The organism is Leisingera sp. SA215 (assembly GCF_055902035.1).
This window is the reverse complement of the sequence record NZ_JBVVXU010000005.1, coordinates 162,074-187,347: the sequence shown is the minus strand read 5'-3', so window position 1 is coordinate 187,347 and position 25,274 is coordinate 162,074. Positions and strand designations below refer to the sequence as shown.

Here is a 25,274-nt window from a genome sequence, read left to right as displayed (position 1 = left end):
AGGAGACGCGAACACCCATGGATGCTTTCATCTGCGATGCCACCCGCACCCCGATCGGCCGCTATGGCGGCGCCCTCAGCCAGCTGCGCACCGATGACCTGGCCGCCCTGCCGATTGCCGCCCTGGCCGCGCGCAACCCGGATGCGGACTGGGGCAGCCTGGATGACGTGATCCTGGGCGACGCCAATCAGGCCGGTGAAAGCAACCGCAACGTCGCCCGCATGGCGGCGCTGCTGGCGGGCCTGCCCGCCACCGTTCCCGGCACCACCATCAACCGGCTTTGCGCGTCCGGCATGGACGCGGTCGGCATGGCATCGCGCGGCATCAAGGCGGGCGATTATGATATGGCCATCGCCGGCGGCGTCGAAAGCATGAGCCGCGCGCCTTTTGTGATGCCCAAGGCAACCGCCGCCTTCACCCGCGCCAATGCGGTCTATGACACCACCATCGGCTGGCGGTTTGTGAACCCCAAGATGGAGAAGATGTACGGCACCGACTCGATGCCGCAGACCGCCGACAACGTCGCTGCGGATTACGGCGTCTCCCGCGAGGATCAGGACGCCTTTGCCGCCCGCAGCCAGGCCCGCTGGGCCGCAGCGCAAGCGGCCGGTATTTTCAAAGACGAGATCACCCCGGTGACGATCCCCCAGCGCAAGGGCGATCCGCTGGTGGTGGACACCGACGAACACCCCCGCCCCGGCACCTCGGCTGAAAAGCTGGCCGGGCTCAAGGGCGTCAACGGCCCGGACAAGACGGTGACCGCGGGCAATGCCTCCGGCGTCAATGACGGTGCTGCTGCGATCCTGATGGCCAACGAGGCTGCGGCCGCCAGAAGCGGTTTGAAACCGATGGCCCGCATCGTCGGCATGGCCGCTGCCGGGGTTGAGCCGCGCATCATGGGCATCGGCCCGGTGCCCGCCACCCGCAAGGTGCTGGACCGCACCGGCCTGACCATCGGGCAGATGGACGTGATCGAGTTGAACGAGGCCTTTGCCAGCCAGGGCCTTGCCACGCTGCGCGAACTTGGCATCGCGGACGATGCGCCCCATGTTAACCCTAATGGCGGCGCCATTGCGCTGGGCCACCCGCTCGGCATGTCCGGCGCACGGCTGGTGCTGACCGCCGCCTATCAATTGCAGCGCAGCGGTGGCCGTTATGCGCTGTGTACCATGTGCGTTGGTGTCGGACAGGGGACAGCCCTGATCCTGGAACGCGTGTAACCTAACCCGCAGGAGGTCCCAGACATGTATGCTCAGATGGTCAAATCCGAGGCGACCCAGGACGATCCCGAACAGCTGGCCGCCTTTCAGGCGCGCATCGACGCGGGTGAGAAGATCGAACCCAAGGACTGGATGCCCGAAGGCTACCGCAAGACGCTGATCCGCCAGATCGGCCAGCACGCCCATTCCGAAATCGTCGGTCAGCTGCCCGAGGGCAACTGGATCACCCGCGCGCCGACGCTGGAGCGCAAGGCGATCCTGCTGGCCAAGGTGCAGGATGAGGCCGGTCACGGCCTGTATCTTTACTGTGCGGCGGAAACGCTGGGCGTGTCCCGCGACGAGATGACGGAAATGCTGCTGGACGGGCGCATGAAGTATTCGTCGATCTTCAACTACCCGACGCTGAACTGGGCCGACATCGGCGCGGTCGGCTGGCTGGTCGATGGCGCCGCGATCATGAACCAGGTGCCGCTGCAGCGGACCTCCTTCGGCCCCTACTCCCGCGCCATGATCCGGGTCTGCAAAGAGGAAAGCTTTCACCAGCGCCAGGGCTATGACGCCATCCGCAAGATGGCCGAGGGCACACCCGAGCAAAAGAAGATGGCCCAGGATGCGCTGAACCGCCTTTGGTATCCGTCGCTGATGATGTTCGGCCCCTCCGACAAGGATTCGGTCCATTCGGCGCAGTCGATGGCCTGGAAGATCAAGATGAACACCAATGACGAGCTGCGCCAGAAGTTCGTCGACCAGACCGTGCCGCAGGCCGAGTTCCTTGGCCTGACTGTCCCCGACCCGGATCTGAAATGGAACGAGGAACGCGGCCATTACGATTACACCGACCCGGACTGGTCCGAGTTCTTTGAGGTGATCCAGGGCAACGGCCCGTGCAACGTGGACCGGCTCGCCGCCCGCAACAAGGCCTGGGACGACGGCGCCTGGGTGCGCGACGGAATGCTGGCCCATGCCAGAAAGAAAGCCGCGCAAAAGCACGCCGCCGAATAACCCCAAGCATTCCGGCGCTCCGGCCTGCCGTGCGGCGCCCCCCTCAGCCAGGAGGATTAGAGATATGAAAAACGAATGGCCCCTCTGGGAAGTCTTCATCCGCGGCCAGCACGGGATGAGCCACCGCCACGTCGGCTCCCTGCATGCGCCGGACGCCGAAATGGCGATCAAGAACGCCCGCGACGTCTATACCCGCCGCAATGAAGGCGTGTCGATCTGGGTGGTCGAGGCCAACCGCATCGCGGCCTCCTCTCCCAGCGACAAAGGCCCGCTTTATGAACCGGCCGAGTCCAAAGTCTACCGCCACCCGACCTTCTTTGACATTCCCGAAGACGTGGGGGCGATGTGATGGCCGCGCCGCTTTCCAAGGATGAGGCCTTTCTGCAGTTCCTGCTGCGGATGGGCGACAACACCCTGATCCTGGGCCACCGGACCAGCGAATGGTGCGGCCGCGCGCCGGCGCTGGAGGAAGACATCGCGCTGGCCAACACCGCGCTGGACATGATCGGCCAGACCCAGATGTGGCTTGGCCTCGCCGCTGAAGTGCAAGGCCAAGGAAAATCCGCCGACGACCTCGCCTTTCTGCGCGACGCCTGGGATTTCCGCAATGTTCTGCTGGCAGAGGTGCCGAACCACGATTTCGGCCGCACCCTGATGCGCCAGTTCCTGTTTGACGCCTGGCACTCGATCCAGCTGGGCCGGCTGATGAAATCCTCCGACGAACGGGTCGCGGCGATTGCCGAGAAGGCTTCGAAAGAAGTCGCCTATCACCTGGAGCGCTCCGCCGATACCGTGGTGAGCCTGGGCGACGGCACCGAGGAAAGCCACCGCCGGATGCAAGAGGCGCTGGACTATCTGTGGCCCTACGCGGGTGAGATGTTCCAGTCTGATGACGTGGACGCCGCGATGGTCAAGGCTGGCATCGCCCCCGATCCGGCGGCCCTGCGCGAGGAATACGACGCGCTGGTCACCCGCATCCTGAGCGACGCGACGCTGACCGTCCCGGAGAGCCGCTTTGCCCATAAGGGCGGGCGGAACGGTGCGATGCACACCGAGCACCTGGGCCATCTGCTGACCCAGATGCAATGGCTGCAGCGCGCCTACCCGGGCGCCAAGTGGTAACGGGATTGATGACGAATTGAGGGCAGCGCCTGTCCCCGTAGGGCGGGCTTTGAACGCCTGCCTCCCGTGGGGGGGGCGGAACGGGCGCTGCCCGGCGTTTCCGCCGGGCGGGACAGCCAAAAGGGATAACCGCATGAGCCAAGTGACAACTCAGCCAAGCACCGCCCGGATCTGGGAGTGGCTTGACGCCGTGCCGGACCCGGAAATTCCGGTGATCTCGCTGGTGGATCTCGGCATTATCCGTGATGTGGCCTGGGAGGGCGGAACCCTGGTTGTCAGCGTCACCCCGACCTATTCCGGCTGCCCGGCAACTGCGGTGATCGCCTTGGATATCGAAACCGCGCTCCGCGACCGCGGCATTACCGATCTGAAACTGCAAACCCGGATCTCCCCCGCCTGGACCACCGACTGGCTGTCGGAAAAAGGCCGCGCCAAGCTGGAGGCTTACGGTATCGCCCCGCCCCAGGCTGCCGGCGGCCCGGAAAAATGCCCGAACTGCGGCAGCAAACATGTCACCAAGGTCAGCCAATTCGGCTCGACCCCCTGCAAGGCCCACTGGCGCTGCCAGGACTGCCTCGAACCCTTTGATTATTTCAAGTGCATCTGAGGAGACCCTGATGGCGCGCTTTCACGACCTTGAAGTCACCGACGTCCGCAAGACCATCCGCGATGCGGTGGTTGTCACCCTGAAGCCCGCGGACGGCGCGGCTGAAGAGTTCAATTTCACCCAAGGCCAGTATCTGACCTTCCGCCGCGACTTTGACGGCGAGGAGCTGCGCCGCAGCTATTCGATCTGTGCAGGCCGCGATGAGGGCATCCTGCAGGTCGGCATCAAACGTGTCGACGGCGGCGCCTTTTCGACCTGGGCCAATACCGAACTGAAGGCGGGCGACACCCTCCAGGCTATGCCGCCGATGGGGAGCTTCTTCACCCCGCTCGACGCAGGCGCCGAAAAGCACTACCTGGGTTTTGCAGGCGGTTCCGGCGTCACTCCGGTGCTGTCGATCCTCAAGACCACACTGGCGGCCGAGCCAAACGCCTCCTTCACGCTGGTCTACGCCAACAAGGGCGTGAACACGATCATGTTCCGCGAGGAGCTGGAGGATCTGAAGAACCTCTACATGGGCCGCTTCAACGTGATCCATGTGCTGGAAACGGATGCGCAGGAAATCGACCTTTTCACCGGCCTGGTGACCGAAGACAAATGCGCCCAGTTGTTCGAGCATTGGATCGACATCAAATCGGTCGACACCGCCTTCATCTGCGGTCCGGAACCGATGATGCTGGGCATCGCCGCGGCGCTGCGCACCGCAGGGCTGGACGACAGCCAGATCAAGTTCGAACTGTTCGCCTCTGCCCAGCCGGGCCGCGCCAAACGCAAGGTTCAGTCAGCGGATGCAGGGACCGGCGCCAATCAGACCAAGGCCGCCATCACGCTGGACGGCGCCACCCAGACCATCGAGATGGGCAAGGACATGACCCTGCTCGATGCCGCGCTGGAAAACGCTATGGACGCGCCATACGCCTGCAAGGCCGGCGTCTGCTCCACCTGCCGCTGCAAGGTGCTGGAGGGCGAGGTCGAAATGGTCGCCAATCACGCGCTGGAGGATTACGAGGTCGAAAAGGGCTATGTGCTGTCCTGCCAGGCCTATCCGGTGACGGACAATGTCGTGGTCGACTACGACCAGTAACGGCAACAGCGAGGGAGCAAGACCATGACAGAAGAGATGAGCATCGAAAGCTATCTGGCCCAGGGCGGCGTGTTGAGCAACCCGTCCAACGTGCCGCCGCGCTACCGCGCCGAGCTGCTGAAGATAATGGCGACCTTTGTCGACAGCGAGCTGGCGGGCGCCGCCGGCTTTGCCGACATCATCAACGAAGGCCCCGGCATCAAGGCCCGCATTGCCGCCGCCCGCATCGTGCTGGAAAAGACCGACCATGCCGACAAGGTGCTGCGTATCATGGGGGAATTCGGCGCCGACACCGAGCGCTATGCCGACCACCACCCCTGGACCGCCCGGCTGGAGCGCGATGCCGATATCGGCCAGAGCCGGACCAAGCACGACATGCGGCTGGCGGTGTTCAACTACCCGCTGGAAGGCTGGGCGGATGCGGTGATGATGAACCTTCTGATGGGCCGTGCTGTGACGCTGCAGCTGGAGGAGCTGTCGCATGTCTCCTACCAGCCGCTGGCCGAAGCGTTCCGCGCTATTCTGCCGGTCGAGGCGCACCATGCGGAACTGGCCGAAGAAGGCTTGATGCAGCTGGTTGAGGCGCAAGGCGCGCCCGCGCTGCAAGAGCTGGCGGATTACTGGTGGCCGCGGGTTGCGGCAAGCTTCGGCCAGGAAGCTTCGGAAAAGTTCGAAGGGCTGAAGGCCATCGGCCTGCGCCGCACCCCGAATGCCGGCTTGAAAGCCCGATGGCAGCAGGACGCCGGGGCGGTTCTGGGCAAGAGCGGACTGAAACCGGCTGCGTAAGCAAGCGGGACCGGACACTCCTGCCCGGGCCTGCGCGCCTCAGGATGCGCGGCCCCGGTTGGGCCGGGCGCGCCTTCCGGCGCGCCGGACCCTGGCGCCACAACACGCATAGGTTGAATAAGTCAGCAATTCTGTCCGAATGTTTCGCGCGCGAAACAAATGGGCAGCAATGCTGACCTATAAGACGCCGCGTCACTTCCTGCCGTTCGCGACCGTTAAGCCGATGAAAAATCAATAAAAAAGATGCAGAATAAGCGCATCGAGACAGCTATTCCATCCGCCTGTCAAGCAAGCATGTCTGGACGGTCGTGCCGACTCTGCCTAGTTTCCGCATCGTAAAACGAGGGCAGTACAATGGCAGCAGGCAGCAGCATCCGGACCTATTTCGACGGCAAATGGCATGACGGCAACCTGGCGGTGATGCGGGCCGCGGATCATGCAATGTGGCTGGGATCCTCGGTCTTCGACGGCGCGCGGTTCTTTGACGGGATGATCCCGGATCTGGACCTGCACTGCGCCCGCACCAATGCCTCGGCCGAGGCGCTGATGATGACGCCTGCGCTGCCGGCAGAACAGATGGCGGAGCTGGTCCGCGAGGGGCTGGAGGGGTTTGCACCCGGTGCTGCGGTCTATATCCGCCCGATGTACTGGGCCACCGACGGCGATGAGACCCTGATCGCCCCCAGGGCTGACAGCACGTGCTTTGCGGTCAGCCTGGAGGAAATCCCGATGGCGCCGGCAACCGCCGCTGCTACGCTCACCCGCACCCGCTTCCGCCGGCCGGTGCTGGAAAACGCGGTGGTGAACGCCAAGGCCGGCTGCCTGTATCCCAACAATGCCCGGATGCTGCGGGAGGCCCGCAGCAAGGGGTTCTCCAATGCGCTGGTGCTGGATGCGATGGGCAATGTGGCGGAGACCGCGACGTCCAATGTCTTCATGGTGCGCGGCGGCGAGGTGTTCACTCCGATCCCCAACGGCACCTTCCTGGCCGGCATCACCCGCGCCCGCCACATCGCCAACATGCGGGCCGATGGCCTCACCGTGAACGAATGCGTGCTGGGCTATCAGGACTTTGAAGAGGCCGACGAGATCTTCCTTTCCGGCAATATGAGCAAGGTGACCCCGGTCACTGCGTTTGACGATTGCAAGTACCAGGCGGGTCCGGTCGCCAAGCGGGTGCGCGAGATGTACTGGGATTGGGCCTCCGGCCGGCGGTGACGCACAGCGCGCATCTGCGCGGTACCGCGCCTCGCGGACGCGCGGCGCCCGGCCCAATGCCGCCGATGGGTTTCCGGCACAGCCGGAGAGCCCTGCGGCAGCGGGAGCATTCACTGGCCGCGGACCGCCGCCGGCCTAGAGCCAGATTAATACAGCGGCTTGGCAGCTGTGGCTCTATTGCCTGATGCGCCTGCTTGCGCCATGATCCGCGGTGGAACAACGAGAGAGCGAAGATGCGCAAATTCCTAGTGGTCCTGGATGACAGCCGCGAATGCCTGAACGCGATGCGCTTTGCCGCGATGCGGGCGGCGCACACCGGTGCGGGCGTGACAATTCTGTCGGTCATCCCGCCGGACGAATTCAACCACTGGATCGGTGTCGGCGAAGTGATGCGGGAGGAAGCGCGCGAGCGGATCCACTCCCATTTCGAAGTCTTCGCCAAATGGATGCGCGACCGCCAGAACGTCGATCCGGAACTGGTGATCCGCGAAGGCGAACCGGTGCCGGAAATCCTGCAATATATCGAAGACGACGCGGAAATCGGCGTGCTGGTGCTGGGTGCAGGCACCGGGCGCAAGGGGCCGGGACCGCTGGTCACCCAGCTGACCAAGAATTCCGGCACCCTGCCGGTTCCGATCACCATCGTGCCGGGCGACCTGTCGAAAGAAAAGCTGGAAACCATTACCTGACCGGCAGGAGGCAGAGGCAATGGGGCGCAGTGTCACCTTCTGGTTCGAGTTTGCCTCCACCTACTCCTATCTCAGCGCGATGCGGATCAGCAGCGCCGCCCAGGCACGGGGCGTCGCTGTTGCCTGGAAACCGTTTCTGCTGGGGCCCATCTTTACCGCCCAGGGCTGGGACACCTCCCCCTTCAACATCTATCCGGCCAAGGGCCGCTACATGTGGCGCGACATGCAGCGGATCTGCGCGGCGCGCGGGTTGCGGTTCCGCCGACCCGATCCGTTCCCCCAAAACGGGCTGAAGGCCGCACGGCTGGCGCTGGCCGCAGCGGAGCAGGACCGCATCGAAATCTTTGCGCAGGCCGTGTTCCGGGCCCAGTTCGGCGACGGCGCGGATATCTCCGCTGAACCCGTTCTGCTGGATTGCCTGCACAAGGCTGGGCTTGATGCAGCCCTGATCGAGCGCGCGCAATCGCCCGGCATCAAATCGGCACTGCGTGTGCAGACGGATGCGGCCCGCGCCGCAGGTATTTTCGGCGCGCCCAGCTTTACGATCGGGACAGAGTTGTTCTGGGGCGACGACCGGCTGGAGCAGGCTTTGGACCACGCCGCTGCCCGCACAATTTAGAACAGTTCCAAATCTTGACTTAAAGCCGCGCAGAGCGCATATCGGGGGCACGCATAACGGAGACCCGACATGTTCATTCAGACTGAATCCACGCCCAACCCGGCGACGCTGAAATTCCTGCCGGGCCAGACCGTTCTGGAAGCAGGCACCGCCGACTTTCCCAGCGCCGATGCCGCGGGCAATTCGCCGCTGGCTTCCCGCATCTTTGCGGTTGAGGGCGTGACCGGCGTGTTCTTTGGCAATGACTTTGTGACCGTCACCAAGGCGGACAGCGTTGACTGGGACCACATCAAACCCGCCATTCTGGGCGCGGTGATGGAGCATTACCAGTCCGGCCAGCCGGTGATGGCGGACGGCTCAGCCGATCCGGCCTCGGGCCATGCCGAACATTCCGGCGAGGACGCCGAGATCGTCAACCAGATCAAGGAACTGCTGGACAGCCGCGTGCGCCCGGCGGTGGCGCAGGATGGCGGCGACATCACCTTCCACGGCTTTGACCGCGGTGTGGTCTATCTGCATATGCAGGGCGCCTGTGCGGGCTGCCCGTCCTCGACCCTGACACTGAAGATGGGCATCGAGAACCTGCTGCGCCATTACATCCCGGAAGTCACCGAGGTGCGCCCGGTTGCCGTCTGAGCGGTTGCGAAAGGACATCTGATGACTGCTGAACCGCTGGTTCTGGGTTTTGACACATCGGCCGCGCATTGCGCGGCCGCTTTGCTGCGCGGGGACCGGCTGCTGGTGTCCCGGCTGGAGGACATGACCCGCGGCCAGGCCGAGCGGCTGATGGTTCTGCTGGAGGAGGTGCTGTCCGAGGGCGGGGCCGCCTGGCAGGATCTGGATGCGATTGGCGTTGGCATCGGTCCCGGTAATTTCACCGGCATCCGCATCGCCGTCTCCGCCGCCCGCGGACTGGCACTGGGGCTGGAGGTTCCGGCTGTGGGGGTTGACGGCTTTGAGGCCCGCGCCGCCGATGGCACCCTGCCCGCGGTGCCGGCGCCGCGCGATCAGGTCTATGCTGCCTTGCCCGGCGAAGCACCGCGTCTGATGCCGCGCCAGGAGGCTGAGGACGCCGCCCGCGGTGCCGGGCTGGCCTTTGCCCCCGAGGCGAGCCCGGCAGGGATTGCCGAGGCCATTGCGCGCCATGCCGCGGCCCGGTTCCGCAGCGTGGCCGAGCCGCCTGCGCCGTTGTATCTGCGCGCAGCTGATGCGGCGCCTTCCAGTGACGTTCCGCCCGCGCTGATTGATGAGTGACCCGCTGACACCCGAGAAGATGGCCGCGACCCATGCCGCGGCCTTTACCCGATCCCGCCCCTGGACCGCCGCGGAGTTTGCCTCCCTGCTGGACAGCCCGCTGGTTTTTACCGCCGGTGATTCACGCTGTTTTGCCCTGGGACGGGTGATCGCGGATGAGGCGGAGCTGCTGACCATTGCCACCCATCCTGCGCATCAGCGCCAGGGATTGGCACAGGACTGCATGGCGGGCTGGGAAACAGCCGTCCGGGACCGCGGGGCGGCAGAGGTCTTCCTGGAAGTGGCCGCGGACAACGCCCCGGCGCAGGCATTGTACCAGGCCCGCGGATTCGCGGAATGCGGGCGCCGGGCCGGCTATTACCGCCGGGATGGCGCAGAAGCCGCAGATGCGCTGCTGATGAGAAAAGCCTTACGCTAGGCCAGTTGCGCGGATTTCGCACCAAATGGTCAAAAAGCAGTTGACCCCCCGCCTGCCGAGCAGGCTAAATTGCCGCACCCTTTTAGGCCTGAACGGGGCCGGGCAGCGGAAAATCCCGCTGCACCCAACAATAATGACAGTGGGAGTTGACCTGATGACCCTGATGAAATCGCTGATGGGCGCGGCCGCGTCGCTGGCCCTGACCGCAGGCGCCGCGCTGGCCGAACCCGCGCTGATCTTCGACCTGGGCGGCAAATTCGACAAGAGCTTCAACGAGGCAGCGCATGGCGGCGCCCAGCGCTGGGCCGAAGAGACCGGCGAAAGCTACCGCGAGATCGAGTTGCAATCCGAAGCCCAGCGAGAGCAGGCGCTGCGCCGCTTTGCCGAGGCCGGCGCCAACCCCATTGTGATGGTCGGCTTTGCCTTTGCCGATGCCCTGGGCCAGGTGGCTGCCGATTACCCGGACACAAAATTCACCATCATCGACATGGTGGTTGAAGGCGACAACGTGCGCTCGGTTGTGTTCAACGAGCACGAAGGCTCCTATCTGGTTGGCATGATGGCGGCGATGGCGTCGAAATCGAACACTGTCGGCTTTATCGGCGGTATGGACATCCCGCTGATCCGCAAGTTTGCCTGCGGCTATGCCGAGGGCGTGAAGGCCGCCAACCCGGACGCCAAGGTGATTTCCAACATGACCGGCACCACTCCGGCGGCCTGGAACGACCCGGTGAAAGGGTCTGAGCTGACCAAGGCGCAGATCAGCCAGGGCGCTGACGTGGTTTACGCCGCGGCCGGCGGCACTGGTGTCGGGGTGCTGCAGACCGCCGCCGACGAAGGCATTCTGTCGATCGGTGTCGACAGCAACCAGAACCACCTGCATCCGGGCAAGGTATTGACCTCGATGACCAAAAAGGTCGGCAACGCGGTTTTCGAGGCGTTCTCCGATGGCGCTGACATGGAAACCGGCTTCTCGGTCATGGGACTGGCCAATGGCGGTGTCGGCTATGCCATGGACGAGCACAACGCACCGCTGGTGTCCGCTGAGATGCAGGCCGCGGTGGACGATGCCGCGGCCAAGATCGCCTCTGGCGAGATCAAGGTGCATGACTACATGTCGGATGACAGCTGCCCGGCGATGAGCTTCTGAACAGAAAGCCCCAGGCCATGACAGGTTCCCTTCACACTCTGTTTGCGGCCTGGGGCGGCCCATCGCCCGAAACCCGCGCCGCAAAAACGGATGCGGCCATCGGGCCACGTTTCTACTACTCCGATCCCAACTGCCCCGCCCCGATCGAAAGCCGCGGCGCCTATCTGGAGTATGTCGCACAGTTCAGCGCGATGATGCCCGGAGCCGCGGCCACGGTGGTTGCCGTCTCGGCGCACCGTGGCCATGCCCGTGCCACGGTGGATTTTGAGAAAGACGGCAAGCGGATGATGCGCGGCCAGTATTTTGCCGATCTTGAAGACGGCAAGGTGGTGCGGCTGATCGGCTTTACAGGCATGGGAGAGCCCGATTGACCGCCCCCGCCATTGAACTCAAAGGCATTTCCAAGGCTTTTGGCCCGGTCCAGGCAAACAAGGACATTTCCATCAGCGTCGCCCCCGGCACCATTCACGGGATCATCGGGGAAAACGGTGCCGGCAAGTCGACGCTGATGTCGATCCTCTACGGCTTTTACAAGGCCGACAGGGGCGAGGTCTGGATCAAGGGCAAACGGACCGCGATCCCCGACAGCCAGGCAGCGATTGCCGCGGGCATCGGCATGGTGTTCCAGCATTTCAAGCTGGTGGAGAATTTCACCGTGCTGGAGAACATCGTGCTGGGGGCGGAGGACAGCGGTCTGCTGATGCCCTCGCTGCGCCGTGCCCGCAAGGAGCTGAAGGCGCTGGAGGCGGAATACGAGCTGTTCGTCGACCCCGACAAGCGTATCGACGAGATCGGCGTCGGCGCGCAGCAGCGGGTTGAAATCCTGAAGGCGCTCTACCGCAAGGCCGAGATCCTGATCCTGGACGAGCCGACCGGCGTGCTGACGCCGTCCGAGGCCGACCAGCTGTTCCGCATTCTCGACCGGTTGCGGGCCGAGGGAAAGACCATCATCCTGATCACCCACAAGCTGCGGGAGATCATGGAGTATACCGATACGGTTTCTGTTATGCGGCGCGGTGAGATGACCGCCACCGTCCAGACTGCGGAAACCAGCCCCGAACACCTGGCCGAACTGATGGTGGGCCGCAAAGTGCTGTTGCGGGTGGACAAGGTGCCGGCCCGGCCTGGCGCGCCGATCCTTGAGATTGAAAACCTGCGGGTGGTGGATGAAGCCGGCGTTGAACGCATCAAAGGCATCGACCTGACGGTGCGCGCGGGCGAGATTGTCGGCATCGCAGGCGTGGCCGGCAACGGCCAGTCAGAGCTGCTGGAAGTTCTGGGCGGCATGCGCGCAGGCAGCGGCAGCATCAAACTGCATGGCACCCCCCTGCCCCTGCGCGGTCCGGGATCGGACGCCAGTGCGCGGCGGCATGCCCGTATCGGCCATGTGCCGGAGGACCGCCAGCGCGAGGGCCTTATCATGGACTTCCACGCCTGGGAGAATGTGGCCTTCGGCTATCACCGCGATCCGGCCTATCAGAGCGGCCTCTTGATGGATAATGCCGCCCTGCGGGCCGATACCGAAGCCAAGATGGAGAAGTTCGACGTGCGCCCGCCCGATCCCTGGCTGGCCGCCAAAAGCTTTTCCGGCGGCAACCAGCAGAAGATCGTGGTGGCCCGTGAAATTGAGCGCAACCCGGAGCTTTTGCTGATCGGCCAGCCGACCCGCGGTGTCGATATCGGCGCCATCGAATTTATTCACAAACAGATCGTGGCCTTGCGCGACCAGGGCAAGGCGATCCTGCTGGTCTCGGTCGAGCTGGAGGAAATCCTGTCTCTGGCGGACCGCGTTGCGGTGATGTTTGACGGCATGATCATGGGCGAGCGCCCGGCGGATCAGACCGACGAGAAAGAGCTTGGCCTGCTGATGGCCGGTGTCGCGGGGGAGGCCGCGTAATGGACAAGATGCCGAAATGGGCCGATGTGGTCCTGATCCCGCTGATCAGCCTGGCTCTGGCCGCCCTGCTGTCGGCGCTGGTGATCCTCGGGATCGGCGAAGACCCGGTGGCCGCGGTCAAACTGATGGTCGATGGCGCCCTGGGTTCGACCTATGGCTGGGGCTACACGCTCTATTACGCCACCAACTTCATGTTCACCGGCCTTGCGGTGGCGGTTGCTGCCCATGCGGGCCTGTTCAACATCGGCGGCGAAGGCCAGGCGATGCTGGGCGGCCTGGGCGTGGCGCTGGTTTGCCTGCTGATCCCCTGGCCGCACTGGTCGCTGGCGCTGGTCTTTGCCGCGCTCGGCGCCGGGGTTTTCGGCGCTGCCTGGGCCGCGATTCCTGCCTATCTGCAGGCCAGGCGCGGCAGCCATATCGTGATCACCACCATCATGTTCAACTTCATCGCCGCGGCGGTGCTGAATTATGTGCTGGTCAACGTGCTGCGCCCCGAAGGCTCGATGGATCCGGCCACCGCGCGCTTCCCCGGAGCGGTGCATCTGCCGTCCCTGCATGAGCTTCTGGCCCCGATCGGCATCAGCTTTTCCAAGTCCGCCCCTGCCAATGTCAGTCTGCTGGTTGCCGTCGGCGCCTGCCTGTTTGTCTGGCTGCTGATCTGGCGCACGCCGCTGGGTTATGAAATCCGCTCGCTTGGCAAATCAGAGCCCGGCGCGCGCTATGCCGGGATTTCCCCGGTTCGGACCGTCATGATCGCGATGCTGATTTCCGGCGCACTGGCAGGCATGATGGCGGTCAACAACGTCATGGGCGAGGCCGAGCGGCTGGTGCTGAACGCTACCGAAGGCGCCGGCTTCATCGGCATTGCGGTGGCGCTGATGGGCCGCAATCACCCGTTCGGCGTGTTTCTGGCGGCGATCCTGTTCGGGTTCCTCTATCAGGGCGGCGCCGAACTGGCGCTCTGGACCTCAATCCCGCGCGAGCTGATCGTGGTGATCCAGGCCTTGGTGATCCTGTTCACCGGCGCGCTGGACAACATGGTGCGGATGCCGCTTGAAAAGATCTTCCTCGCGGTGCGGAAGGGGCCGAACTGATGGATTTCCTGACGATCATCCAGCTTTTGGATTCCACCGTCCGCCTGGCGACGCCCCTGCTGCTGGCCTGCCTCGCAGGCCTCTACTCCGAGCGCGCGGGCATCTTCGACATCGGCCTGGAAGGCAAGATGCTGATGGCCGCCTTCTTTTCGGCTGCCGTGGCGGCGGTTACCGGCAATGTCTGGCTGGGTCTTCTGGCGGGTATCGGCTCTTCGCTAATGCTGGCCGGCCTGCACGGGGTGGCGTCGATCACCTTCCGCGGCAATCAGCTGATTTCCGGCGTGGCCATCAACTTTTTGGCCGCAGGCATGACCGTGCTGATCGCCCAGGACTGGTTCCAGCAGGGCGGCCGCACCCCGTCGCTGTTCAGCGGCGGGCGGTTCGGGCCGATCACCCTGCCCTTTGCCGACAGCCTGGCCGGAGTGCCGGTGCTGGGTCCGATCTATGCCGGGCTGCTGTCAGGCCATTCGATCCTGGTCTACATCGCCTTCCTGGCGGTGCCTGCCACCTGGTGGATCCTGTCCCGCACCCGGTTCGGCCTGCGCCTGCGCGCAGTGGGCGAAAACCCGGCGGCGGTGGATACGGCCGGCGTCTCGGTTGTCGGCCTGCGCTACGCGGCGGTGATGATCTGCGGCCTGCTGTGCGGCATTGCCGGCGCCTATCTGGCCACCGCGCTGCAGGCAGGCTTTGTCAAGGACATGACCGCAGGCCGCGGCTTCATCGCCCTGGCGGCGCTGATCTTTGCCAAGTGGCGGCCCTGGCACGCGATGGGCGCCTGCCTGTTGTTCGGCCTGCTGCAGGCCGTCGCGCTGCGGTTCCAGAACATCGAGCTGGGCGGCATCACCATTCCGGTGCAGGCCATGGACGCGCTGCCCTATGTGCTGACGGTGGTGATTCTGGCCGGCTTCGTCGGCAAGGCGATCCCGCCGCGGGCCGGCGGGCAGCCTTACGTCAAGGAGCGCTGAGCGCTGCACCAGCCCTTCCCGAACGCCTTGCCCTGCGCCGGGCGTTCCCGTTGCCGCCGCCTGTCTTGGCCGGGACCAGCCATCTTCTGCGGCCGCGCGCCGGTCCTGCTGCCCGCAAAGCCGCTTGCAAGGTTGACCCCGCAGGCCGGGCTTGCAGTATAGCCGCCATGTATGTCTTCCTTCCCATTGCCGAAGTCTCGGTCAACTTTCTGGTGCTGCTGGGCATCGGCGGCGCCGTCGGGGTGCTGTCCGGCATGTTCGGCGTCGGCGGCGGTTTCCTGATCACGCCGCTGCTGTTCCTGATCGGCATACCGCCTTCGGTGGCAGTTGCCACCTCAGCCAATCAGGTGGTTGCCTCTTCCGTTTCCGGCCTGATGGCGCATCTGCGGCGGCGGACCGTTGATCTGAAGATGGGCTACGTGCTGCTCGGCGGCGGGCTGATCGGCGCCGCGATCGGCATGGTGATCTTCAACTTCCTCAAGCAGCTTGGCCAGGTCGATCTGGCCGTGCAGCTTTGCTACGTGCTGTTCCTGGGGGTGATCGGCGGGCTGATGCTGGTCGAAAGCGTGAACGCGATCCGCAAGGCGCGTCTGGCCGGCCCGGCGCCCGCCTGCAAGCGCCGCCAGCGCTCGTGGGTGCAGACCATGCCTTACAAGATGCGGTTCCGCGCCTCCGGCCTCTATATCTCGGTCATCCCGCCGGCGCTGGTCGGCTTCGGGGTCGGCATGCTGTCGGCCATCATGGGAGTTGGCGGCGGATTCATCATGGTGCCCGCGATGATCTACATCCTGGGGATGCCGACCAAAGTGGTGATCGGAACATCGCTGTTTCAAATCATCTTTGTCGCCGGTTTCACCACGCTGATGCATGCCACCACAAATTACACCGTTGATGTGATGCTGGCGCTGCTGCTGCTGGCGGGCGGAGTGGCCGGGGCCCAGGTGGGCACCCGCATCGGCGCCCGTCTGAAAGCAGAGCAGCTGCGGGTGCTGCTTGCCCTGCTGGTGCTGTCTGTCTCGGTCAAGATCGGATTCGAGCTGCTGCTGGAACCCGCCGACCTGTTTTCGCTGACAGAACTGAGCGGCGGCGGATCAGCGAAAACGGCGGCGGCAGATGCTGCGCCGTGATGATAAGTCCAGTTTTCCGCGTCACGTCAGTCCTGCACGCTGCAGAGCGGCATAGATCATTGATTTTTGAACGAACTGCGGTTTAACAAGGACCATGCAGATATACCTTCCCATAGCTGAGGTCTCGGTCAATGCCTTCCTTCTCCTGGGCCTCGGGGGAATGGTCGGGGTTCTCTCGGGCATGTTCGGAGTCGGCGGCGGCTTCCTGATGACGCCGCTATTGTTTTTCATCGGCATCCCGCCCGCCGTGGCTGTCGCCACGGAAGCGAACCAGATTGTCGCCTCTTCCTTTTCCGGCGTGCTGGCGCATTTCCGAAGGCGCACTGTCGACATCAAGATGGGGCTTGTGCTGCAGGCCGGAGGCCTGATGGGGGCCGCGCTTGGGGTGGTGGTGTTCAACTACCTCAAGGCGCTCGGCCAGGTCGATCTGCTGGTCAAGCTCTGCTATGTCGTTTTCCTTGGCGTGGTTGGCGCGCTGATGTTCATCGAAAGCCTGAACGCCATCCGCAAATCCAAGAAAGCAGGCGGCACGGCCCCGGCGGCACGGCGCCAGCGCAGCTGGGTGCATGCGCTGCCGTTCAAGATGCGGTTCCGCACCTCGGGCCTTTATATCTCGGTGATCCCGCCGGTCCTGGTCGGCATCTGCGTCGGCATTCTGGCCGCCATCATGGGGGTCGGCGGCGGCTTTATCATGGTGCCGGCGATGATTTACATCCTTGGCATGCCGACCAAAGTGGTTGTCGGCACCTCGCTGTTCCAGATCATCCTGGTCACCGCCTTCACCACCATGCTGCATGCCACCACCAATTACACCGTGGACATTGTTCTGGCAGTGCTGCTGCTGGTCGGCGGCGTGATCGGCGCCCAGATCGGCACCCGCATCGGTGTCTATCTGAAAGCCGAACAGCTGCGGATCCTGCTGGCGCTGATGGTGATCATCGTCTGCGTCAAGCTGGGGCTTGAGCTGCTGCTGCAACCGGCCGAACTGTTTTCACTCGGCGATGCGGGAGGCCACTGATGATGCGCAAGCTGCTTGTTTCCGTCCTGACAGCCGCCGCCCTGGTGCTGCTGCCGCATTCAGCGGCCCAAGCGGCCAAGGAAGAGGTCGTTCTGGGCCTCAGCCAGGACCGGGTTGCAATCACCGCCACTTTCGACGGTTCCGAGATCCTGGTTTTCGGGGCGGTAAAGCGGGAAAGCCCGATCCCGTCTGGCGAGCCGCTGGAAGTGATTGTCACCGTTTCCGGCCCGGCCCCGGCCGTTATGGTCCGCCGCAAGGAAAAGAAACTCGGCATCTGGGTCAATGTGGACAGCGTGCTGGTCGACTCGGCACCTGCCTTTTACGCAGTGGCCACCAGCGCACCGTTTGCCCAGGTGCTGACCGATACCGAGGACCTGCGCTTCCGGGTCTCGATTGCCCGCGCGATCCGCTCTGTCGGCGCGGCAATGCATATCCGCGGCGCCCAGGCATTTGCCGACGCGGTGGTGCGCATCCGGGAAGGCAACGGACTGTATTCGCTGCGTGAAAACACCGTGGCGGTGGATGAACAGACCCTGTTCCGCACGGCCATCGACATGCCCGCCGATCTGACCGAAGGCGAATACCAGACCCGCATCTTCCTGACCCGCGGCGGCGAGGTTGTCTCCAACTACGAGACCACGATCCACGTGCGCAAAGTGGGTCTGGAACGGTTTCTGTATTCCATGTCCCGCGAACAGCCGTTTTTGTATGGCCTGATGGCGCTGGTGATTGCAATTGCCTCCGGCTGGGGCGCCTCTGCCGCCTTCAGCCTGCTTAGGAACCGGTAAAGAGGGGCGCTGCCCCTTTTGGCCTCGCGGCCAATTCACCCCGGAGTATTCGGGAAAGATGAAAGCCCCTGTTTCCGCTTTGTGAAAATACTCCCGCCGGAGGCGCGCTGCGCGTCAGAGCAGCGCCAGGCCCAACGGGAGCGGCGCATCTTTGAGGCGCCGGCGACGGGCGGGAGAGATCAGCCCCGGCCGATATAGGGCATCTTGGTGGCCATCACTGTCATGAACTGCACATTCGCTTCCAGCGGCAAACCGGCCATGTGCAGCACTGAACTGGCAGCGTCTTCCACCGCAAATGTATGCATCGGCTCGGCACCGGGGCTGGCGTCGGCGTGGCGCTGGCTCAGGTCTTCGACCATCGGCGTGCGGGTGTTGCCGATGTCGATCTGGCCGCAGGCGATATCAAAGGGCCGTCCGTCCAGTGACAGGCTTTTGGTGAGACCGGTGATGGCCGCCTTGGTCGCCGCGTAAGGCGCCGACTGCGGACGCGGCACATGCGCGGCGATGGAGCCGTTGTTGATGATCCGCCCGCCCTGGGGCGTCTGCTGACGCATCTGCCGGAAGGCGGCGCGGGCGGACAGATACATGCCGGTGAGGTTCACGTTGACGGATGCAAACCAGTCTTCCAGCGGGATTTCATCAATGGTGCCGGGCGGTGTAAAGATGCCTGCGTTGTTGAACAGCACGTCCAGCCGCCCCGCGGCCATGGCAAAACTGTTCACTGCGTGATCCACCGCTGCCGGGTCGGTCACATCCGCGGGCAGCACATGCGCGTTGGCGTGGCCCTGCGCCGTCTCGGCCAGCCTGTCCGCACGGCGGGCCAGCAGCCCGACCTGCCAGCCTTCGGCCAGGAATACCTTTGCCGCAGCGCGGCCGATGCCGGAGCTGGCGCCGGTGATCAGAATGGATTTGCTCATGCCGGGGTCTCCTCTTGCGCTTCCAGTGTCAATGCCGCGGCAGGCACGGCCTTCAGGTCATCGACCTGCAGCGGGCCTGAGGGCTTGGCCAGGCGGTTGCGCACCACCCAGATCAGCCGCTCCTGCGCCCGGGTGATCGCCACATAGGCCAGGCGCTTCCACAGCGGCTGGCCTGCTTCGACCCGGCCCATGCGGGCGGCGGCGTAAATATCAGGGGCGAACACCTGGGTGGTGTCCCATTGCGAGCCTTGCGCCTTGTGTATGGTCACCGCCGCACCGTGCAGGAAGGTGGCACCCATGCGGGCGGCGTAGGGGATGAAGGGCTCCTCCTCATCCGGTTTCTCGATCTTGACGATGGAGGCGGCAGAGACCTGCGGGTCTTCCGCCCCCATCACATGCAAACGGGAGAATCCGGGTTTGCGGCCGGAGCCGAGAAAGATCACCTGGGCGCCCTTGATCAGCCCGCGGGCCTCGAGATCCAGGCGTTTCTTGCGGTGTTTCATCGGCAGTTCGATACCGTCGCAGATCAGCGGCTCGCCGGCGATCAGCTCATCCTCCGGCGCGCCATGCACGGCGCGGAAGGCGTTGATCAGCCGGATCCGTGTATTGTTGCGCCAGACAAGCACCGGCGAACGTGCCATCAGATCGACCTCCACCCGCTGGCCCCAGACTACGCGGTCGTCGCGCCGTGCGGTGTCTTCGACCATCCGCTCGAAATCCTCGAACCCCAGCTGCGGATCGGCCAGAGCATGGGCGAGATCCAGGATCGGGTTGCCGGCCTCCTGCCGGTGAATGCGGTTCAGGATCAGGCGCTGCGGCTCCGGCAGGGTGTCGAACACCATAGACCCCGACTGGTTGACCGGGGCCAGCTGCGCCGGGTCGCCAAACAGCACCAGATTTGGAAAGATCTCTTTCAGGTCTTCGAACTGGCGGTCGTCCAGCATCGAGGCTTCATCGACAAAACCGATATCCAGCGGCTCCTCCCGCCGTTTCCAGCCGGTGATGAAGTCAGAGCCGCGCAGGCCTGCCGCGGCCAGGGCGCCGGGGATCGACTTGTTTTTCTCGTAGAACGCAGCCGCGCGGGCCAGGGCGTCTTCGGTCAGCCCTTCGATTGCGGGTTTGTCGCCCTGCCCTGCCAGCCATTCGGCGATGCGTTCGTATTCCGGGTCATAGACCGGCGTGTAAAGAATGCGGTGGATGGTGGTTGCAGGCACGCCGCGCAGGCGCAGGACGCTGGCCGCCTTGTTGGTCGGCGCCAGGATCGCCAGGGTGCGGCGGTCGTCGCCTTTCTTGCGGCTTTCATAATCGCCCGAGACGACCTCAACCCCGGCCTGCTCCAGCGCCTTGTAAAGCTCGGCCAGCAGCAGCGTCTTGCCTGATCCGGCCTTGCCGATCACGGCCATCACCCCGGCGTCGCCGCGGGGCGGCTGCAACAGCCCGTCATCAAGATCCACCCCCGCCTTGCGCAGGAGTTCGGTCACGCTGTCAAAAGCGGTGGCCTGGTCGTCGGAAAACTGTACGGGCAGAGCTGTCATTGCGCGACCCTACAGCCGCGGGACCGGGTCCGCCAGAGGATCCGGCCCCGGATTCCGCTTCAATCAGCCCGTGAGTGCCATGGGGGCTGCCGCCCCCGCGGCCCCGAAGGAAAGGTCAAACCAGATCTGCGACAATTCGGGGGCGATTCCGGCCTTGGAGGCAACGGCCTGATAAACCCCGGGCGTGTATTCCCACAGGCCAAGGCAGACCCGTTCACGGCCTTCGCCCCGGGTGCCGATGATCTCCGGGCTGAAGCCGAGGCTGCAGTAGATCCGCACCATGCGCCGGTCGAAGACACCGGCGAAATGGGCGATGGAAAAATTGCGCATGATCTCGACCCCGCCCAGGGTCAGCGCCCCCGCCGCATTGCCGCCCGCGTTGCGTGACAGGCAGAAACGGGTGCATTCCCAGATCAGCGGGCTGCAGATCGGCACCCCGCCGGCCAGGTCAAGAAAGACGTCATTGACCATCACCGGACCAGTTGTCGGAAGAAACCGCATGGAGCCGCCATGGCTGCCATCCGGCATTTCCCAGATCACATAAAGCGGATCCAGCTGATCATACTGGTCGCGCTCCTCCCCCTTGCAGTCCACGTGCACCTCCCAGCCCAGCCGGGCCCGGAATTGATCCGCCCGGTCGCGGAACATCGAGTGCGCGAGGCCGGCGTGGTTGTGAAGATCATGGCCGTAGATATAACGAAGCATTGAATAGTCCCCTTTTGGTTAAAAGTGGGGACAGGTTACGCTTGAGTTATTCAATTTTAGAGTGTGCTTACCGCAGCGATCACACTCTAACGTTAAACTACGATAAATCCGAGTGTCATGGCCCGGGTTATGGCGTGCGTCGTATTGATCGCCCCAAGCTTGAACCGGGCGCTTTCAATATAGACACGCAGAGTATGCTCGGAGATTGCCAGGGTCTTGGCCACCTGCGCACGGCTGTAGCCGATGGCCAGCAATGTCAGCGCATCCACTTCACGCGGCGACAGCGGCTGAGCCTGCTCAGGGCTGCGGCTGGGTTCAAACTCTAGCGCCTTGCGGTTGAAATAATGCGCCATCAGGATCATATCGCGGCTGTAGCGCTGCGTCAGTTTCTCCCAGGCCTCGTCGTCGCAATTGTGGCTGACGGTAAACACCGCAAATTGCCCGTTCGGCCCGCGGATCGGAATGGAATAGCCTTGGTTGCCGACCCCATGCTCCAGCGCGTCTTTCAGGAACTCGCGCGCCGGTTTCGGCGACCAGTCCAGCCGCTTCCAGTCAACCGGGTGGAAACGCTGATAACAGCCGGCCACCACCGGATCGACCCGCACATAGGCCATTTCCTGGTAGCGTTCGATCCAGGCCGGCGGATAGGTGCCGAAATAGTAGTGGTCGCCGGCGCTGTCGACCCAGTGATACATGGCATGATCGACCCCGAACACATCGCACACCTGATCAATGATCGATTGCAGCCCATCAAGGGTTTCGGTGGCGTCGAGCGCCTCCAGAATCCGGTCCAGTCCTGCCTTTTGTGCCATTGCCGCATACCAATTCAGAGCCTGCCCGATCCGGCGTTTCGCAACCAGCAAGGTTGTATCAGGCTTCGTTTAAAACAAATACCGCTCTTTTGCAGCGCGGGACGCTGCGCGGTCAATGGCAACCTCCGGGAGACAGCCAATTTCCTGCGGCCCGGCACCCGATTGCGCAGATGTTGCGCCGGAAGCGGAGCAGCAACAGCCTGATTGCGCGGCCTCCGAACCGCCCCCCCCGGAAACAGAAAAGTTCAGCGGGCAACCTGCTGAAATAAAGTAACAAAAAACCGCGAATCACCTATGTGATTCGCGGCGCGCCTTAAGTCCGGTTTAGATCAGACAGAGGATCAGCTTTTGGCCTCGAGCACATCCTGAAGGGTGCGCAGGCCGGTCTTCGGCGCCTGCACCAGCACCGACATATTGCCGGGAAGGTGCTCGTTGCGCAGCATTTTCATATGCGCCTCAGGCAGGTCGTTCCAGGTAAAGACCTCGGACATGCAGGGGTCCAGGCGGCGCTCGACCATCAGCTTGTTCGCCGCGGCGGCCTGTTTCAGATGCGCAAAGTGCGAGCCCTGCAGACGCTTCTGGTGCATCCACATATAGCGCACGTCGAAGGTCAGGTTATAGCCGGTGGTGCCGGCGCAGATCACAACCATGCCGCCTTTTTTCACCACGAAGGTGGAGACCGGAAAGGTGCTTTCGCCGGGGTGTTCGAACACCATGTCGACATTCACGCCTTTGCCGGTGATGTCCCAGATCGCCTTGCCGAACTTGCGGGCTTCCTTGAACCAATTGGCATATTCGGGCGTGTTCACCGTGGGCAGCTGGCCCCAGCAGTTGAAGTCCTTGCGGTTCAGAACGCCCTTGGCGCCCAGTCCCATGACAAAGTCGCGTTTGCTTTCATCCGAGATCACGCCGATGGCGTTGGCGCCGGCGGTGTTGATCAGCTGGATCGCATAAGACCCCAGGCCGCCCGAAGCGCCCCAGACCAGCACGTTCTGGCCCGGCTTCAGGTCATGCGGCTCGTGGCCGAACAGCATCCGGTAGGCGGTGGCCAGCGTCAGCGTGTAGCAGGCGCTTTCTTCCCAGGTCAGATGCTTGGGACGCGGCATCAGCTGCTGGGCCTGCACATTGGTGAACTGGGCAAACGACCCATCCGGGGTTTCGTAGCCCCAGATCCGCTGGCTGGGCGAATACATCGGGTCGCCGCCGTTGCATTCCTCGTCGTCGCCGTCGTCCTGGTTGCAGTGGATCACCACCTCGTCGCCGACTTTCCAGCGGGTGACCTTGGAGCCTACCGCCCAGACGATGCCGGCAGCATCGGAACCGGCAATGTGATAGGGGGCCTTGTGGCCGTCAAAGGGCGAGATCGGCGTGCCAAGGGAGGCCCAGACGCCATTGTAGTTGACGCCCGCGGCCATCACCAGAACCAGCACCTCATTGCTGTCCAGCTCCGGCACGTCGACCACTTCCTGCTCCATCGCAGTGTTCGGCTCGCCGTGGCGCTCTTTGCGGATCGCCCATGCGTACATCTTTTTGGGCACATAGCCCATCGGGGGCATTTCGCCCATCTCATAAAGATCTTTCTCGGGCGCCTCGTACGACATGACGTCAGTCTGGGTATCCAATGCCATGATGGCCTCCTTTGCATCCTATCAATTGCCGCGGTGCAGAATCGCAGCGGTTACATGAGGGATAGGATCGGTAGGGTAATAATGCAACCCCTTTTGCCAGGTATGGGTAATTTTATAACCCTGCAGATGCAGCATTGCCCTTGGCATCTGCAGAAAAACCATCCCCGCCATCCGGATGCGCACCATTCCTTGGCAACAGGTGGCGGATGGAATTGGCATAGAAGGCCAGCAGGTCGCGCCGCGCCGCAACCGGGCTGAACCGGCCGTTGTCCTCGGTGATGAGCCCGCGCCGCGCCAGTTGCCGCAGCCCTGCGTCCGCGGCATAACCCAGGTTTTCCCGCGGCATGTGGGCATGGGCCATCGGCATCGCCGCAATCAGTTCCGCCAGCCGATGCTCAACAGCGGCGCGGCTGAGGGCGCCGTGCTGCTGCAGGATGGCGGCGATCAGCGGCACCGGCAGCACCGGAACAATGGCGCTGATCCGCGCCATCAATTCCCGTCCCAGCGGCCTTGTCATATCGCCGTCCCGCCCGGCTTTGAACGCGGCCAGGCTGAGAGGGCGGCCAAAGTTCACCCCGGCATAGCCCGAACGGTAGTAACGCCCGGTCATCCACAGCCACAGCAGCCGTAACAGCCGCAGCGCGACCAGGCCGATGCGGGCGCGGAATCTCCGGTCTCCATCCTTGGCGGCAGATGTCAGGATCCTGTCTTCCAGCACCCGGTCGTAATTCAGCGCCACTGGCACAAAGACCACATCACGCCCGTCCGGGTCATAGCCCTCGACGATGTATTTCAGCAGGCCCAGCCTGGGGGCAGCGATCGCACCATCCAGGCTGAGGCCCCCTTCGGGGAACATCGCCTGGGTGGAACCGCCCCGCGTGGCCAGCCGCACGTAGGCCGCCAGCACTTTGCGGTAAAGATCATTGCGCGAACGGCGGCGGATGAAATAGGCCCCCATCGCCCGAATCAGGCGGCTGAGCGGCCAGACCCGCGCCCATTCCCCCACCGCATAAGACAGCGCCGAACGTTCCGCCGCCAGATAGGTGACCAGCACATAGTCCATATTGGAGCGGTGATTCATCACAAAGACCACCGTCGCATCCGGGTCGATGGCCCGCAGCGCCGCCTCGTCCTGGTGGCCCAGCCGCACCCTGTAGACCGCGTTGGACAGCAGCCGCGCCGCGCGGATGGCGAGGCCGAAATAGGCAAAGGCGGAAAATCCGGGCACAATTTCGCGGGCATAACGGCGCACCTGCTCGAATGCCACGTTTTCCGGGATGCCTTCTGCCGCCGCATGATCCACCGCCGCCTGGGCCACCTGCGGATCATGGATCAATCGTTGAATCAAGTCATAGCGGCGGGTCAGCTTGAACGGCTCAATCGGGCGCTCCAGCCGCTGGTTCAGCCGCGCCACAGCGCGTTCCAGCCGCCGCCGGAAGAACCAGCGCACCGAGGGGAACAGAAAATGCGAGGCAAGGGTCACCGCGGCAAAGCCCACGATCAGCACAAAGAGCCAAAGCGGAAGTTCCACGGTCTGCGTCATAAAGGGACAGTTGCCCAGGCCCGCGCCGTTTACAAGCGCCTTGCCGGCAGGGGGCCGCACCCCGGCAGCGGAATTG

27 protein-coding genes are annotated in these 25,274 nt (G+C 64.0%); 21 read left to right on the top strand and 6 right to left on the bottom strand.

The features are described 5' to 3' along the window. Nucleotides 1–17 precede the first annotated feature (17 nt). The 21 genes from pcaF (at nucleotide 18) to AC0KW6_RS07905 (ending at nucleotide 18,058) form a co-directional block, all read left to right on the top strand. On the top strand, nucleotides 18–1,220 hold the full coding sequence (gene pcaF, locus AC0KW6_RS08005; protein WP_474034625.1) for a 3-oxoadipyl-CoA thiolase: 1,203 nt from the start codon (nucleotides 18–20) through the stop codon (nucleotides 1,218–1,220). A gap of 24 nt (nucleotides 1,221–1,244) precedes the next feature. After that, nucleotides 1,245–2,222 carry a 1,2-phenylacetyl-CoA epoxidase subunit PaaA gene (gene paaA, locus AC0KW6_RS08000; protein ID WP_323778083.1) on the top strand — a complete coding sequence of 326 codons (978 nt, stop codon included), beginning with the start codon at nucleotides 1,245–1,247 and terminating at the stop codon, nucleotides 2,220–2,222. Between the two features lie 64 nt (nucleotides 2,223–2,286). Continuing rightward, on the top strand, nucleotides 2,287–2,571 hold the full coding sequence (paaB, locus tag AC0KW6_RS07995) for a 1,2-phenylacetyl-CoA epoxidase subunit PaaB (RefSeq protein ID WP_024089017.1): 285 nt from the start codon (nucleotides 2,287–2,289) through the stop codon (nucleotides 2,569–2,571). Further along, nucleotides 2,571–3,344 carry a 1,2-phenylacetyl-CoA epoxidase subunit PaaC gene (gene paaC, locus AC0KW6_RS07990; RefSeq protein ID WP_474034624.1) on the top strand — a complete coding sequence of 258 codons (774 nt, stop codon included), beginning with the start codon at nucleotides 2,571–2,573 and terminating at the stop codon, nucleotides 3,342–3,344. Before paaB ends, paaC begins: the two co-directional genes overlap by 1 nt. A gap of 133 nt (nucleotides 3,345–3,477) precedes the next feature. Beyond that, the gene (gene paaD / locus AC0KW6_RS07985) at nucleotides 3,478–3,951 is read left to right on the top strand and encodes a 1,2-phenylacetyl-CoA epoxidase subunit PaaD (RefSeq protein ID WP_323778079.1); all 474 of its coding nucleotides are present in this window, start codon (nucleotides 3,478–3,480) and stop codon (nucleotides 3,949–3,951) included. A gap of 10 nt (nucleotides 3,952–3,961) precedes the next feature. Further along, the gene (gene paaE, locus AC0KW6_RS07980; RefSeq protein ID WP_323778077.1) at nucleotides 3,962–5,035 is read left to right on the top strand and encodes a 1,2-phenylacetyl-CoA epoxidase subunit PaaE; all 1,074 of its coding nucleotides are present in this window, start codon (nucleotides 3,962–3,964) and stop codon (nucleotides 5,033–5,035) included. Nucleotides 5,036–5,059: 24 nt separating this feature from the next. Beyond that, on the top strand, nucleotides 5,060–5,821 hold the full coding sequence (locus AC0KW6_RS07975; protein ID WP_323778075.1) for a Phenylacetic acid catabolic protein: 762 nt from the start codon (nucleotides 5,060–5,062) through the stop codon (nucleotides 5,819–5,821). A 354-nt stretch (nucleotides 5,822–6,175) separates the two neighbouring features. Next, on the top strand, nucleotides 6,176–7,039 hold the full coding sequence (locus AC0KW6_RS07970; RefSeq protein WP_323778073.1) for a branched-chain amino acid aminotransferase: 864 nt from the start codon (nucleotides 6,176–6,178) through the stop codon (nucleotides 7,037–7,039). Nucleotides 7,040–7,272: 233 nt separating this feature from the next. Then, nucleotides 7,273–7,728 carry a universal stress protein gene (locus AC0KW6_RS07965; protein ID WP_323778071.1) on the top strand — a complete coding sequence of 152 codons (456 nt, stop codon included), beginning with the start codon at nucleotides 7,273–7,275 and terminating at the stop codon, nucleotides 7,726–7,728. Between the two features lie 19 nt (nucleotides 7,729–7,747). After that, nucleotides 7,748–8,347, top strand: coding sequence for a 2-hydroxychromene-2-carboxylate isomerase (locus tag AC0KW6_RS07960; protein WP_323778069.1), 600 nt, complete (start codon nucleotides 7,748–7,750; stop codon nucleotides 8,345–8,347). A gap of 69 nt (nucleotides 8,348–8,416) precedes the next feature. Beyond that, entirely contained in the window at nucleotides 8,417–8,983 is a 567-nt protein-coding gene (locus AC0KW6_RS07955) for a NifU family protein (RefSeq protein WP_323778068.1), read from the top strand. Between the two features lie 21 nt (nucleotides 8,984–9,004). Next, nucleotides 9,005–9,601: a tRNA (adenosine(37)-N6)-threonylcarbamoyltransferase complex dimerization subunit type 1 TsaB gene (gene tsaB, locus AC0KW6_RS07950; RefSeq protein ID WP_474034623.1), complete on the top strand. Its 597-nt coding sequence runs from the start codon at nucleotides 9,005–9,007 to the stop codon at nucleotides 9,599–9,601. Continuing rightward, the gene (locus AC0KW6_RS07945) at nucleotides 9,594–10,019 is read left to right on the top strand and encodes a GNAT family N-acetyltransferase (RefSeq protein WP_474034622.1); all 426 of its coding nucleotides are present in this window, start codon (nucleotides 9,594–9,596) and stop codon (nucleotides 10,017–10,019) included. The genes tsaB and AC0KW6_RS07945 overlap by 8 nt, the downstream gene beginning before the upstream one ends. 154 nt (nucleotides 10,020–10,173) lie before the next feature. Continuing rightward, complete coding sequence (locus AC0KW6_RS07940) at nucleotides 10,174–11,169, top strand: BMP family lipoprotein (protein WP_323778100.1); 996 nt, start codon at nucleotides 10,174–10,176, stop codon at nucleotides 11,167–11,169. A gap of 17 nt (nucleotides 11,170–11,186) precedes the next feature. Beyond that, entirely contained in the window at nucleotides 11,187–11,540 is a 354-nt protein-coding gene (locus AC0KW6_RS07935; RefSeq protein ID WP_323778062.1) for a nuclear transport factor 2 family protein, read from the top strand. Then, a complete protein-coding gene (locus AC0KW6_RS07930) occupies nucleotides 11,537–13,066 on the top strand; it encodes an ABC transporter ATP-binding protein (RefSeq protein WP_323778061.1) in 1,530 nt (509 codons plus the stop codon). The genes AC0KW6_RS07935 and AC0KW6_RS07930 overlap by 4 nt, the downstream gene beginning before the upstream one ends. Continuing rightward, the gene (locus tag AC0KW6_RS07925) at nucleotides 13,066–14,160 is read left to right on the top strand and encodes an ABC transporter permease (protein ID WP_474034621.1); all 1,095 of its coding nucleotides are present in this window, start codon (nucleotides 13,066–13,068) and stop codon (nucleotides 14,158–14,160) included. Before AC0KW6_RS07930 ends, AC0KW6_RS07925 begins: the two co-directional genes overlap by 1 nt. Next, entirely contained in the window at nucleotides 14,160–15,125 is a 966-nt protein-coding gene (locus AC0KW6_RS07920) for an ABC transporter permease (protein WP_474034620.1), read from the top strand. Before AC0KW6_RS07925 ends, AC0KW6_RS07920 begins: the two co-directional genes overlap by 1 nt. Before the next feature lie 167 nt (nucleotides 15,126–15,292). Further along, nucleotides 15,293–16,252, top strand: coding sequence for a sulfite exporter TauE/SafE family protein (locus tag AC0KW6_RS07915; protein ID WP_474034619.1), 960 nt, complete (start codon nucleotides 15,293–15,295; stop codon nucleotides 16,250–16,252). Between the two features lie 94 nt (nucleotides 16,253–16,346). Continuing rightward, entirely contained in the window at nucleotides 16,347–17,270 is a 924-nt protein-coding gene (locus AC0KW6_RS07910) for a sulfite exporter TauE/SafE family protein (protein ID WP_323784166.1), read from the top strand. A 2-nt stretch (nucleotides 17,271–17,272) separates the two neighbouring features. Next, on the top strand, nucleotides 17,273–18,058 hold the full coding sequence (locus tag AC0KW6_RS07905; RefSeq protein ID WP_474034654.1) for a TIGR02186 family protein: 786 nt from the start codon (nucleotides 17,273–17,275) through the stop codon (nucleotides 18,056–18,058). Between the two features lie 179 nt (nucleotides 18,059–18,237). On the opposite strand, the gene AC0KW6_RS07900 is transcribed toward AC0KW6_RS07905, so the two are convergent. The 6 genes from AC0KW6_RS07900 to AC0KW6_RS07875 all read right to left on the bottom strand — a co-directional run bounded on the left by AC0KW6_RS07900 (nucleotide 18,238) and on the right by AC0KW6_RS07875 (nucleotide 25,198). Beyond that, nucleotides 18,238–18,975 (bottom strand): SDR family oxidoreductase, encoded by a 738-nt coding sequence (locus tag AC0KW6_RS07900; protein WP_474034618.1) that lies wholly within the window; start codon nucleotides 18,973–18,975, stop codon nucleotides 18,238–18,240. Next, a complete protein-coding gene (locus tag AC0KW6_RS07895; RefSeq protein WP_474034617.1) occupies nucleotides 18,972–20,510 on the bottom strand; it encodes an ATP-dependent DNA helicase in 1,539 nt (512 codons plus the stop codon). Before AC0KW6_RS07895 ends, AC0KW6_RS07900 begins: the two co-directional genes overlap by 4 nt. Before the next feature lie 63 nt (nucleotides 20,511–20,573). After that, nucleotides 20,574–21,215 carry an acyl-homoserine-lactone synthase gene (locus AC0KW6_RS07890; protein WP_474034616.1) on the bottom strand — a complete coding sequence of 214 codons (642 nt, stop codon included), beginning with the start codon at nucleotides 21,213–21,215 and terminating at the stop codon, nucleotides 20,574–20,576. A gap of 92 nt (nucleotides 21,216–21,307) precedes the next feature. Beyond that, nucleotides 21,308–22,027 carry a helix-turn-helix transcriptional regulator gene (locus AC0KW6_RS07885; RefSeq protein WP_323782836.1) on the bottom strand — a complete coding sequence of 240 codons (720 nt, stop codon included), beginning with the start codon at nucleotides 22,025–22,027 and terminating at the stop codon, nucleotides 21,308–21,310. A 341-nt stretch (nucleotides 22,028–22,368) separates the two neighbouring features. After that, nucleotides 22,369–23,655 (bottom strand): crotonyl-CoA carboxylase/reductase, encoded by a 1,287-nt coding sequence (ccrA, locus tag AC0KW6_RS07880; protein ID WP_323782834.1) that lies wholly within the window; start codon nucleotides 23,653–23,655, stop codon nucleotides 22,369–22,371. Nucleotides 23,656–23,767: 112 nt separating this feature from the next. Further along, entirely contained in the window at nucleotides 23,768–25,198 is a 1,431-nt protein-coding gene (locus AC0KW6_RS07875) for a 1-acyl-sn-glycerol-3-phosphate acyltransferase (RefSeq protein ID WP_474034615.1), read from the bottom strand. Nucleotides 25,199–25,274: the final 76 nt, after the last annotated feature.